Origin of the sequence: Sphingomonas colocasiae (assembly GCF_019880585.1) — a bacterium.
Taxonomy (GTDB): Bacteria; Pseudomonadota; Alphaproteobacteria; order Sphingomonadales; family Sphingomonadaceae; genus Sphingobium_A; species Sphingobium_A colocasiae.
Window position 1 is genome coordinate 382,605 of the sequence record NZ_JAINVV010000001.1, and the last position, 11,691, is coordinate 394,295.

The following is an 11,691-nucleotide window of genomic DNA, read 5'->3' on the forward strand; positions in this document are numbered from 1 at the left end:
CGATCATTGTTCGGCGTCCACCCTGATCCAGCACCGCGCGAGCGCAAAAACGGTTCTTTTGAGGATCATCCTCAGCAAAATTTGATGGCGGAAGCGGCGAACGGTCCATAGCCTTGGCGCGATCACAAGATCGGCCGCGTGCCCAACCGGGTGCGTCAAGGCTGGCGGAGCGGGAGAAGACGGATTCGTATCACGCTGAGGCAACTCGCTGTTTTCGAGGCAATCGCGCGCTGCGGCAGCATCGCGAAGGCGGCCGACGAGATCGCCCTGAGCCAGTCCGCGGCAAGCATGGCGCTGCGGGATCTGGAAGCGCATCTGGGCGTCGATCTATTCGCGCGTGAGGGCAAAAGGCTGTTATTGTCCGATTATGGCCGACAGGTTCAGGCGCGCGCCTCGTCGCTGCTGCGCCAGGCCGAAGAACTGGAGAAGCTGACCGCTGGTGACGAACTGGTCGGCCGGCTGCGGTTGGGCGCCACGCCGGCACTTGCGCATTCGGCGCTGTCGGAGGCGTGCGGACGCTTCACCCGCGTGCATCCCGGCGTCGTGATCGACCTGAGCGTCGCCGCCTCGATCGACGTGATCGCGAAGGTCCACCGCATGTCGCTCGACATGGGTTTCATCGGATCACCGACCAATCGCAGCGATCTGGAGACGCGCGACTGGATCGACGACCGGCTCGCCATCTTCTGCGCGCCCGATCATCCCTGCGCCCGGCGTATCGGCGCCTGTCTGACCAAGTTGCTCGCGGAGGATTGGGCGCTCGAAAAGGCCATGTCTAGCGAACGCATCTCGCTCACCATGGAAGCGCTCAAGCATCTGAGTTCGATCCGCATCGTCTTCGAATCCGACAGCATCGATGCGGTGAAGGCGGCGGTGCGGGCAGGCGGCATGATCGGTTGCCTGTCGCGTCGCACGCTGACGGGCGAGTTCGCGCGCGGCGAGCTGATCGACCTGGAGGTTCCCGATCTCGACGTGCCGAGACGCGCGACGATCATCTGGAAGAAGGACAGCTATCAGGGGCAGCTCCAGAGCGCGTTCCTCGACTTTGTCGGAGCCATTGAGGGATGAGTGCCCAGCAATCTCCGCGTCCGCTTGCCGGATTCCGCATCGTCGATCTCAGCCGCGTGCTCGCCGGTCCATGGGCGACGCAGTTGCTGGCCGATCTCGGCGCCGAAGTGATCAAGATCGAACGGCCGGCGCGCGGTGACGACAGCCGCAGTTTCGGCCCGCCCTTCCTGCCGGCCGAGGACGGGGCATGGACGGGCGCGTCGGCGATGTTCCTGGCGGCCAATCGCGGCAAGCGCTCGCTGACGCTCGATCTCGGGCGAGAGGAGGGGCGAGCGCTGTTGCGCGACCTCGTCGCCACCGCCGACGTGCTTGTCGAGAATTTCAAGGTGGGCACGCTCGCCCGGATGGGGCTGGATGCGGCGACGCTGCGCATGATCAATCCCGGCCTGATCGTCTGTTCGATCACCGGCTATGGCCAGACCGGCCCTTATGCCGATCGCGGCGGCTATGATCCGGTGATCCAGGGATTGTGCGGGCTGATGAGCGTCACCGGCAATCCGCCCGAGATGCCGGGCGGCGGACCGATGAAGACGGGCCCGAGCCTCGTCGACATTGTCACCGGGCTCTACGCCGTCATCGCGATCCAGGCCGCGTTGATCGAACGTGGCAAGGATGGGCCCGGCGTGGATCTCGACCTGTCGCTGATGGATTGCGGCGTGGCGGTGATGGCGCAGCAGGCGATGCATTATGCGCTCACCGGCACGCCGCCACGGCCGATCGGTACCGGCGCCAATGGCGGCGTGCCGGGCGGCGGTTATGCCTGCGCCGATGGCCATATCATGATCGCGCCGGGCAATGATGCCGGTTATGCGCGGATGTGCGGGGCGATCGGGCGTGGCGACCTCGCGACCGATCCGCGCTTCGTCTCCAATCGCGACCGGCTGGCGCATCGCGACGAATTGCTCGGCATATTGGAACCGATCTTCGCGAGCTGGACGGTCGCCGATCTGTACGCGGCCTTGCTGGCCGCCGATGTGCCGTCGGGCCCGGTCAACGATCTGGCACAGGTGGAGGCCGATCCACAGGTGGTCGCGCGTGGCCTGTTCGCCAGCAGGGCTGGTCAGGACGGACGGGCGGTCCCGCAAGTGGCAAGTCCGCTGGTCTATGGCGGATCGCGGGCGATGGCGGAGATGCCGCCGCCGCGTCTGGGGCAGGACAATGATGCGCTGCTGGCCGAACTCGGCCGCGATGACGAGGCGCGTGAGGCGTTGAGAGCCGCGAATATCGTTTAAGCGAGCTACTCCCTGTCCCCGTCATTCCGGCGAAAGCCGGAATCTCGCGCGCGATGCCCAAGAAGATTCCGGCTTTCGCCGGAATGACGGGATGTTCAGGCGATGTGCTCGCGATCCGCAGTGAACGGATACAGCGTGATCGCCTCATCGAGTGCGGTCAGCTTGACCTTCACGCGCATCTCCACCGCGATCTCCTCGGGCGGAACTTCGACGATCTGGGTCAGCATCAACGGGCCTTCGTCCAGCTCTACCACCGCGACCACATAGGGCGCGGTGAAGGCCGGGGTCGGTGGACGGTGGACGGTCGTGAAGCTGTAGACCTTGCCGCGTCCACTCGCCGCTTGCCATGCGAAGCGCGGCGAATGGCAGTGGGTGCAGAGGATCTGCGGCGTCCAGCGCCACCCGCCGCAATCGTCGCACTGCTGGAGACGCAGTTCTCCGGCGCGGGTGCCTTCCCAGAAGGGCGCGGAGAGGGGTGTCGGCCGGGGAACAGGGAAACTCGCGTCCATCGTCAGTCCTTCGCCAGGATCGCGAAGCCGTGGCGCCCGTCGGTCATCGGCGCGCAGCCGATGGCGAGCCTCGGGTCGCGGACCTTGCGGCAGAGATTGCGATCGTAGGTATGGATGCCTTCACGCCAGCCCGGGCACAGATCGGGCGTATCGCCGCGAAACTGGCGGACGATCTCGATCGGCTTGAAATTATAGGGGACGCCATTGTGGCTATAGGCGAGATTGCCGCCGTCGAGCGAACCGGGATGTGCGCCGTCGAGCTGCATGGCCACGGGCACATAATCGCCGCCTTCACCCGGCGCGCAAAAGCCCAAAGTCTCGAACTGGATGATCGGGCCGTGCACGAAATGATCGTAGCACATCACGATATCGACATCGTCATGCACCACGCCGGCGCGCGCGAAACCGTCGATCATGCGCGGGCGGCTTTCCATCATGCCCAGCGACGGCGCCTCGAAATAGCTGTTGGAGCGCGTCTCGAACGCGCCACCCAGCACCCAGACCGGCGCATGGCGGCAATCGCGCGCGCGCTCGGCGGAGGTGACGACGATGCAGGATGCGCCGTCATTGACGAGCGAGCACATCGGCTGGGTGAAGGGATCGGCGATCATCCGTGCGTTCAGGATCGCGTCCGCGTCGAGCGCGGGGCGGCCGAAGGCGACGGCCTCGGGATTGAGCCGGCCGTGCCGGTGCGCGGTGGCAGCGACCGCGGCGAGCTGTTCGGATGTCGTGCCGAATTCGTGCATATGGCGCCGGGCGATGAGCGCGAACTGGGCCGGGGTCATCGATCCCGTCCATTCGGTGAACTCATATGTCGGCCGCGTATAGGTCGCCATTTCGGCGCCTGCCGATTGCGATCCGCCGGCCGGGATCACCACCACTTCGGCAAGGCCGGCACGGATCGCGGCACCGGCGAGCAGCACCGCCTGTGCGCCCGAGGTTTCGGCGACCAATGTCATCGGCTGGCCGAACTGGCGCGCGACATTGGCGTCGTTCATGCCCTGGCCGTTGCCGGCGGGGAAGGTGAAGCCGACATAACCGTCGACGTCACGCATCGAGAGGCCGGCATCGTCGAGCGCGAGCCCGATCGATTCCATCAGCAGGGAGATCGCGGAGCGGCCCGATCCGCGGCTCTGCACGGTCACGCCGATTCCGGCGATCGCGATGTCGCGCGCGCCGTTCATCCGGCGACCATCAGCGCATCGACGGCGACGGCGCGATCGGGCAGCGCGATCACCGGATTGAGATCGAGTTCGGCGAGTTTCGATCCTGCCGCGAGGCCAAGCCCGGCGACCGCCAGCGCCAGCGTCACCAGCGCGTCGAGATCGGCCGGCGGCCGCCCGCGCGCGCCGGCGAGCAGCGGCGCGATCCTGAGCCCCCCGATCATCTCGCGGATATCCTGCTCGTCCACCGGCAGCGGCCGGACGGAGACGTCGCGCAGGATTTCGGCATGGATGCCGCCCGCGCCGATCGTGATCGCGGGGCCGAGATGCGGATCGTGCGTCAGCCCGACAAGCATCTCGACGCCGCCGACAATCTGTTCCTGAACCAGCACGCCTTCGATCCGCGCATCGGGCCTGGCCGCCTGCGCGCGTGCGATGATCGTATCGAAGGCCTGCCGTACCGCGTCGGCGGTATCGATGCCGAGCATGACGAGGCCGAGATCGGAGCGATGCGGGAAATCCGGCGAGGAGAGTTTCAGCACGCGCGGAAATGCGAGTTCGGCCACTGCTGCCGCTTCCGCCGAAGCGGCAAGACTCTGGCGGGCGAGCGATACGCCCGCACCTTTCAAAAGCGCGGCGGCATCCTTGTCTTCAACGATGCCGGGTGTTTCCAGCGCGTCAAGATCGAGCGTCGGTGCGATCGGAGGGCGGTCGCGAAAATGCCTGCGGGCGTCGCGATGGGCGCCGAACGCCCTGATCGCGCGGAACGCCTTGTCCAGCGAACGGAAGATCGGCACGCCCGAGGCGACAAGATCGGCATAGCCGGCACCCTCGGTGACGACCGAGCTCCAGACCGCGATGACGGGCTTGGCGCCGCCACCCTCCACCCAGGCGCGGACATCGGCGGCCATATTGTCGGAGAGCATGCCGAACGCCGCATTGAAGCCGACGACGATCACGTCGATCGCGGGATCGGCGGCGATGGCGTCGAACACCGCGCGGCGCTGTTCGGGCGTCGCGTTCATCGTGAACTGCCCGCCATTGTCGATCGGGTTGGTCATGGCGACATAGCCTGGCAGCAATCGGGCGAGCGTTTTCTGCGTCGCCGGCGCGAGCACCGGCACATCGACATCGTAGCGCCCTGCGATTTCCGCCATCAGCGTCGCGGTGCCGCCAGAGACCGAATAGAGCGCCGCGCGCGAACCCGTTTCGGGCGGGAGTTTCGCGAAGAGATTGGCGGTTTCGAGCAGCTCGTCGAGATCGCGGACGCGCGTCACGCCATGCTGATCGAACAGGCCCTGAACGATCGCGTCATTGCCCGAAAGATGCCCGGTGTGGGACGCCGCCATGCGCGCGCCGCGTTCGCTTTCGCCGATCTTGAGCATGACGACCGGCTTGCCGGCGCGATTGGCGCCCGAGAGCGCGGCGCGCAGGCGCGGCAGCGATTTGAAACCCTCGACATAGCCGGCGATCACGCGGGCGGGATCATGGTCGGTGAAATGGCCGATCACATCCGCGATCTCGAGATCGACTTCGTTGCCGACGGTGATCCAGCGGCTGAACGCCGCACCCATCGCGATGCCCTCCACGATCGGTCGCCCCATCGCGCCGCTTTGCGTCACCAGGCCGATCAGCCCGCCGCGATGCCCGTCGGGTACGGCGAATTGCTCGAACATATTATCGGCGGTGTTAGGGCCGATGACGCGCACGCCGGTCTCGGCGATCGCGGCGGCGAGCTGGCTTTCCTGTTCCGCGCCATCCGGGCCGGTCTCGGAAAAGCCCGAACTGAAGATGACGATGCGGCGAATGCCGTGCGCCGCGCAATTGCGCACGACCTGGACGACATTGGCAGGGCCGACGCGCAGCAGCGCCACGCTGAATTCGCCCGGTACCTCGTCGATCGTATGATAGACGGTCACGCCGGCGACCTCTCCGCCCTTCGGATTGACGAAGCAGAGCTTCACGTCCGCGCCGTAGCGCGCGATCAGGCGGGCGACGCCGGCGTCGTTGTCGATGCGGCCGATGATCGCGATGCCGCGTCCCGGCGTAAAGAAATCGCGCAGGTCGGTGGCGCCGCGCGTCACCGACGCGCGATGGTTTTCATATGTCATGTGCTGGGCTCGATTGTCCTGCTGCGCGTCGCCATCATGCACGCCGCCACGGCGAGCAGACCGGCGAGCGAGGCCAGGGCGAACAGGCTGGTGGAAGCCGGTTCGTGCGGAAAGGCGAGGTGAAGCGCGCTCGGCCCCAGGAACGGTCCGGCATAATAGACGCCCTTGACCAGCCCGGTGTTGCGTGCGCGATCGGCGTCGCTGCTGAGCGAGGCGACGAGCGAGAAGATCGTCGGGCCGACCAGCCCGCCGCCCAGCCCGATCAGCACCATGCCCGATGCCACGCCCTGGATGGTGGTAGCGAAGCCGACCACGGTCAGCCCACAGGCCCAGAAGCCGAAGGCGAGCAGGAACAGGATCGCATTGGGCGCGAAGCGGCGCAATTCGCCGAAGGCCAGGCTGCTGGCGACCGAGAAGCCGACGGTGATCGAGAACATCGCGCCCGCGACCGCCGAACTCCGCACGCCGATCTCGACGAGGCGGAACGGTTCGAAGACGGGAATGCTGAAGGTGATCGAGCCGGCCAGGATTGCGACGAGCGCGATGCCCAGCACGGGCCGGATCGACGAGGACGCACGCGCGCCATGCTGCGGATCCTTCTGGATCGTCGCCAGATCGGGGCTGATCAGCGTGAGGATCAGGAAGGGCAGGGCGACCAGATGGACGAGGAACGCCATGCGCCATCCGCCGAGATCGCCGAGCAGGCCGGATGTCGGCACCAGCATGGCGAGCAGCGCCGCGCCGAGGCCGTGGATCGCGCCGATGCGACGCTCGCGTGCGCGACCCTCGTACAATGTGCCGATCAGCGAGATGGCCAGTGCCACGATCACCGCGGCGGCGGCGCCCACGAACAGGCGCGTCGCGACGATGCCGGGCAGCGTCGGCAGCATCATGCCGGCGACACCGGCGACCAGGAACAGCGTGTAGCAGCCGGCCAGCAGCCTGCGTGCGCCGAGCTTGCGGACGAGCGCGCCGCTGAGCGGCGACGCGATGATCATCGCGATGCCGACGACCATCACTGTCGCCTTGGTCATGAAGGCCGCGTCGGTGGTGCCGCCGAACGCCTGCTGGATCTTGGGCAGCACCGGCGAGAGCGCGCTCATCGCCAGCGGTGCGAACATCCCCGAGCCGAGCAGCAACGCCTCGGTCGACCAATGGGTACGCCTGTCACTCATCCTCACCTCGTTGGATCATGCGGTCTCACCCCGGGAACAGGATGGCCGCGTTGTCGACGTAAAAGGCCTGTTCGAAGGCCGGATCGAGCCGGTCGGTCCATTTGCGGAACTTCCCGACCGGATCCTTGCTGCCTTCTATGTGCGGATAGTCGCTCGAAAAGACATAGGTTTCCGCAAGGCCGTAGCGCTGCACCATGGCTTCCAGGTTCTCTGCCCACATCGGCGTCACGCGCACATTGCGGCGGACATATTCGCTAGGCTTGAGCGGATAGGTGATGCCCACTTTCGCCATCAGGTCCGCATGCTGGTCCATGCGCTCGCACAGGGGGCCGAGCCAGCCGGCGCCGACCTCGATGATGCCGAGCGCCAGGCGCGGGAAGCGTTCGAAGACGCCGCCCATCACCATCGTCAGCAGGAACACTTCCGCCGCCATATGCGCGACGAGCACGAAATAGGGGCCGATCGCTTCCTCGCCGCCCGCGCGCCCGTCGAAATTCATCCGCAGCGACTTGGCATAGGCGAATTCGCGCGGCGGCAGCATCGGATCGTCGGGGCCGCCGCCATTGACGACGCCGCCCGCCGCGATGTGGATGAGCGCTGGCACATTGGCGTCCTGGAGCATCGCCCAGAACGGATCCCAGATCTCGTTGGCCGGCGAAACCCCGCCCGGCGGCGCGGCGCAGGGGAGCAGTACGCCCTTGGCACCGAGTTTCAGCACGCGCGCCAGTTCGGCGATCGCCCATTCGGGATCGCCCATGTTGATCTGGCAGACGACGCGGGCGCGCCCGCCGGCCTGGCGCGTCCAGGCGATCGCGAAATCGTTGTAGCGGCGGCAGGCTTCGCGCGCGGCGGGGGAGTTTACCCGCAGCTCGATCAGTGCGGTGTTGGGGAAGACGAGCTGTGCGGCGATGCCGGTGCGGTCCATCGCTTCCAGCCGGTCCGCCGCCTCGGTCGCGCCGAGCGCGCTGATGCCCTTCACCGCCCAGACATTGTCGCGATTGCGCGCGCGTCCGGCCTGATCCTCGGGCGAGCCGGAGAAGCGCTTGAGGAAATCCATGACGAAGCCGGCGCCGACATCGCGGACGATATCCTCCATCACATCGGGTTCCATGTAGAGGTGTGCGTCGCAATCGAGCAACGCGCCTTCCAGGCCGCTGCGGGTGAGAGTGACAGGGGCGTTCATCGGGGTCCTTCCATCGACGCGCCGGGTGCCGGCGCTGCAGTGCAGGGCCTGTTCATGCCTGAAGCCACGCCAGGATCATCGACGGTTTTTCCGCAATAGCTCGTCAGAAGTTCCAATTTTCTGTGCGATTGGGTGCTGGCTAGTCTCCATGCATATGACGTGCACGAGCATCCGGAACACAGGATGCGGCAGCGCGGCTGGCATGCACGAAGCGATCGATTCCCGGTCGCAATGCATGGGGGAGGAAGACGATGACGAAAACGGCGCTGCTCGTATCGGTTGGCCTGTCGGTGCTTGTGCCGGCGCAGGCTTTTGCGCAGTCCGCCGAAGCCACGGTCGACGCGGCGGCGGCGCCGGAGGATCAGGCGATGAGCGATGGCGAGATCGTCGTCACCGCGCAGCGCCGTTCCGAATCGCTGCAGAATGTGCCGATCTCGATCACCGCGCTGACCGCCGACCAGCTTGCGTCGGCCGGCGTCGCTTCCACCCAGGATCTGACGCTCGCCACGCCCGGCCTGCTCTGGGCGAAATCGAGCAACAATTCACAGCCCACCATCCGTGGCATCGGCAGCCGCAACGCCAGCGCGGGCGACGAGCCCAATGTCGCCACCTTCATCGACGGCGTCTACCAGCCCGAACAGGCGACGACGGCGCAGGAACTTTCCAATGTCGAGCGGATCGAGGTGCTGAAGGGGCCGCAGGGCACCTTGTTCGGCCGCAACGCCACAGGCGGCGCGATCAACATCGTCACCAAGAAGCCGAGCTTCGAGACCACCGGCGATGCCAGCCTGACCTATGGCCGCTATGATTTCATGAAGGCGACGGCCTATCTGAGCGGCCCGATCGTCACCGACAAGCTGGCCGCAAGCTTTGCTGCGACCGGCCTGCGCGATGACGGTTATATCCACAATATCTATCTCGATACGCAGCAGGGCGTGCGCAAGGCGGCGATCATCCGCGCGAAGCTGCTGTTCGTGCCGAGCGACACCGTCGAGATCCAGCTCAACGGGCTCTATAATTACAGCTGGGACAACGTCACCTATTCGGGCCAGCCGCTGAACGGCAATTCGCAGGCGCGACGGGCGACGGCGGCGCAGAATCCGCTCAACCTGCCCATCGACGTGCGGGTGCCGACCAAGCCCTATACGACGTCCGAGGCGACGGTGCCGTTCTTCCGCCTCAACCAGTATCTGGTCGACGGCCATGTCTCGATCGATCTGGGCGGCGCGGTGCTTGCCGGGCTCGCGTCCTGGTCGGAAACGCACGGCTTCTCGCATTCGGTGACCGACATCTCGCCGCTCAGCCTGTCGATCAACGATTTCCGCCAGCGCGGACGCGCCTATAATCAGGAAATCACGCTCACCAGTGACAATGACGGCCGGCTTTCATGGCTGATCGGCGCCACCGGCTTCCAGAGCCGCACGCTCTACGACCCGCTGACGAGCATTTCGCCGACCACCACGACGCGGCTGGTCTATGGCCAGAAATCCAAGGCGATCGCGGGCTTCGCCGAGGCGACCTATGAAGCCATTGACGACCTCTTCCTGACGGCGGGTATCCGCTACAGCTGGGATCAGAAACAATCCTACAACCAGCCGCTCGCGACCAATGTCGTGACGCAAGGCAAGCAAAGCTGGAAGGATTGGTCGCCGCGCGCGGTGATCCGTTACGAATTCGGCCGGGGATCGAACGTCTATGCGTCGTACACTCAAGGCTACAAGGCCGGCACCTTCAACGCGACGACGGTCAACGGCACGCTGATCCCGGCCAATCCCGAGCGGATCGAAGCGTTCGAAGTGGGTGTGAAGACCCAGCCGGCGCCGGGCATCACGGTCAACGCCGCGGCTTTCCACTATAATTATACCGATCTTCAGGTGAGCCTCGTCACCACCGTCAACAACCAGATCGCGACCTTGCTCCAGAACGCGCCCAAGGCCGAGGTCGACGGTTTCGAGATGGATGTCAGCGCGCGCGTGACCGAAGGGTTGCGCCTCAATGCCGGCCTGTCGCTGTTGCGGCCGAAGATCGTCGATTTCGTCAACGCATCGGTCAATGTGCCGGTTCTTGTCGGCGGGCTGCCTGCGGGCAATTCGACGGTCGGGCCGGTGGACGTTTCGGGCAACGATCTGATCCGTGCGCCGCGCTGGACGCTCAATATCGGCGCCAATTATGATACGGCGTTCGCGGGCGGCGTGCTGACCTTCAACGCGTCCGCCTTTTTCAGTGGCCGCTATTTCGTCGAACTGACCAATCGCGTGAAACAGCCGGCCTATGAAGTGGTCAATGCGTCGGTGGCATGGCGTTCGCCGGACACGCATTGGCGCCTGTCGGTATTCGGCCAGAATCTCACCAATCAGAAATATTATGCTGGTGCGATCATCACCAATTTCGCCGATAACGTCTCCTATCAGAAGCCGCGCTGGTTCGGTGTGTCGGCGGGCTATTCCTTCTGACTGGAGAGCTGATTTGGACGATCGTGATTTCGGCGATGGCGCCGCGCTGATCTTCGGGGCGACGGGCGGCATCGGCAGCGCCGTTGCCGCCACCTTCGCCCGCGCCGGAAGCGATGTCGCGATCGGCTATCGTTCCAACCAGGCACGCGCCGATAATCTGCACGATGTGATCTCGGCGATGGGCCGCAGGGCCAGTCTGCATCGCTGCGACGTGACCGAAGCTTCGGATGCGACCACGGCCGTCGCCGAGGCGGTCGCGGCGCACGGGCGGATCCATACGATGATATGGGCGGCCGGGCCGCTGGTCGATCAGGCCTATCTGGCGGATGTCACGATCGAGCAATGGCGCCGCGCCGTCGATATCGAAACCCACGGATTCTTCAACGCCGCCCGCGCCGCGATCGCGCATATGCGTGGGGCAGGCGGCGGGGCGATCGTCCATCTGGGATCGGCGGGCGATCTGCGCTGGCCGCCCAAGGATGGGCTTTCGGTTGTCCCCAAGGCCGCGAACGAAGCGCTGGTAAAGGGCATCGCGCGCGAGGAAGGGCGATACGGCATCCGCGCGAACAGCGTGCTGATCGGCGTGATCGAAGCGGGCATGTTCCTCGAACTCTCGAAACAGGGTGCATTCGACGAGGTCTGGGCGAAGGATGCGTTGCGCAACCTCGCGATCAAGCGCTGGGGGCGGCCCGAGGAAGTCGGCCATGCGGCGGTTTTCCTGGCGTCGTCGAAGGCGGCGTATGTCACCGGACAGCAGATCGCGGTGTCCGGGGGGTATGGGATTTGAGCTGATCTAC

Annotated in this window: 10 protein-coding genes; 4 read left to right on the plus strand and 6 right to left on the minus strand. The window is 65.8% G+C overall.

Features of this window, described 5'->3' with window-relative positions; all coding sequences use genetic code 11:
• Positions 1 to 3: 3 nt before the first annotated feature.
• Entirely contained in the window at positions 4 to 315 is a 312-nt protein-coding gene (locus tag K7G82_RS29645) for a hypothetical protein (RefSeq protein ID WP_246623233.1), read from the minus strand.
• Here K7G82_RS29645 and K7G82_RS01850 point away from each other — a divergent pair.
• Both K7G82_RS01850 and K7G82_RS01855 read left to right on the plus strand, forming a co-directional pair.
• Positions 241 to 1,068, plus strand: coding sequence for a LysR substrate-binding domain-containing protein (locus K7G82_RS01850; RefSeq protein WP_343228515.1), 828 nt, complete (start codon positions 241 to 243; stop codon positions 1,066 to 1,068). The genes K7G82_RS29645 and K7G82_RS01850 overlap by 75 nt on opposite strands.
• Positions 1,065 to 2,300 (plus strand): CaiB/BaiF CoA transferase family protein, encoded by a 1,236-nt coding sequence (locus tag K7G82_RS01855; protein WP_222988107.1) that lies wholly within the window; start codon positions 1,065 to 1,067, stop codon positions 2,298 to 2,300. Before K7G82_RS01850 ends, K7G82_RS01855 begins: the two co-directional genes overlap by 4 nt.
• Positions 2,301 to 2,395: 95 nt before the next feature.
• Here K7G82_RS01855 and K7G82_RS01860 read toward each other — a convergent pair whose 3' ends face one another.
• Genes K7G82_RS01860 through K7G82_RS01880 form a run of 5 tightly spaced genes read right to left on the minus strand, consistent with a single transcriptional unit; the run spans position 2,396 to position 8,441 of the window.
• Positions 2,396 to 2,809, minus strand: a complete 414-nt coding sequence (locus tag K7G82_RS01860; protein WP_222988108.1) for a Zn-ribbon domain-containing OB-fold protein — start codon at positions 2,807 to 2,809, stop codon at positions 2,396 to 2,398.
• A gap of 2 nt (positions 2,810 to 2,811) precedes the next feature.
• The gene (locus K7G82_RS01865) at positions 2,812 to 3,993 is read right to left on the minus strand and encodes a thiolase family protein (RefSeq protein ID WP_222988109.1); all 1,182 of its coding nucleotides are present in this window, start codon (positions 3,991 to 3,993) and stop codon (positions 2,812 to 2,814) included.
• Positions 3,990 to 6,083, minus strand: coding sequence for an acetate--CoA ligase family protein (locus K7G82_RS01870; RefSeq protein ID WP_222988110.1), 2,094 nt, complete (start codon positions 6,081 to 6,083; stop codon positions 3,990 to 3,992). The genes K7G82_RS01865 and K7G82_RS01870 overlap by 4 nt, the downstream gene beginning before the upstream one ends.
• Positions 6,080 to 7,258, minus strand: a complete 1,179-nt coding sequence (locus tag K7G82_RS01875; RefSeq protein ID WP_222988111.1) for an MFS transporter — start codon at positions 7,256 to 7,258, stop codon at positions 6,080 to 6,082. Before K7G82_RS01875 ends, K7G82_RS01870 begins: the two co-directional genes overlap by 4 nt.
• A 25-nt stretch (positions 7,259 to 7,283) precedes the next feature.
• A complete protein-coding gene (locus tag K7G82_RS01880; protein WP_222988112.1) occupies positions 7,284 to 8,441 on the minus strand; it encodes an amidohydrolase family protein in 1,158 nt (385 codons plus the stop codon).
• A 251-nt stretch (positions 8,442 to 8,692) separates the two neighbouring features.
• Between K7G82_RS01880 and K7G82_RS01885 the strand changes: the two genes are divergently transcribed.
• Both K7G82_RS01885 and K7G82_RS01890 read left to right on the plus strand, forming a co-directional pair.
• A complete protein-coding gene (locus tag K7G82_RS01885; protein ID WP_222988113.1) occupies positions 8,693 to 10,894 on the plus strand; it encodes a TonB-dependent receptor in 2,202 nt (733 codons plus the stop codon).
• Positions 10,895 to 10,907: 13 nt separating this feature from the next.
• Positions 10,908 to 11,681, plus strand: coding sequence for an SDR family NAD(P)-dependent oxidoreductase (locus K7G82_RS01890; protein ID WP_246623169.1), 774 nt, complete (start codon positions 10,908 to 10,910; stop codon positions 11,679 to 11,681).
• The last annotated feature ends 10 nt before the right edge of the window (positions 11,682 to 11,691 follow it).

Coding starts and splice junctions, on each gene's coding strand:
- K7G82_RS29645 (WP_246623233.1), bottom strand. CDS start 315: ATGCGCTTCCAGATCCCGCAGCGCCATGCTTGCCGCGGACTGGCTCAG.
- K7G82_RS01855 (WP_222988107.1), top strand. CDS start 1,065: ATGAGTGCCCAGCAATCTCCGCGTCCGCTTGCCGGATTCCGCATCGTC.
- K7G82_RS01880 (WP_222988112.1), bottom strand. CDS start 8,441: ATGAACGCCCCTGTCACTCTCACCCGCAGCGGCCTGGAAGGCGCGTTG.
- K7G82_RS01885 (WP_222988113.1), top strand. CDS start 8,693: ATGACGAAAACGGCGCTGCTCGTATCGGTTGGCCTGTCGGTGCTTGTG.
- K7G82_RS01860 (WP_222988108.1), bottom strand. CDS start 2,809: ATGGACGCGAGTTTCCCTGTTCCCCGGCCGACACCCCTCTCCGCGCCC.
- K7G82_RS01875 (WP_222988111.1), bottom strand. CDS start 7,258: ATGAGTGACAGGCGTACCCATTGGTCGACCGAGGCGTTGCTGCTCGGC.
- K7G82_RS01865 (WP_222988109.1), bottom strand. CDS start 3,993: ATGAACGGCGCGCGCGACATCGCGATCGCCGGAATCGGCGTGACCGTG.
- K7G82_RS01870 (WP_222988110.1), bottom strand. CDS start 6,083: ATGACATATGAAAACCATCGCGCGTCGGTGACGCGCGGCGCCACCGAC.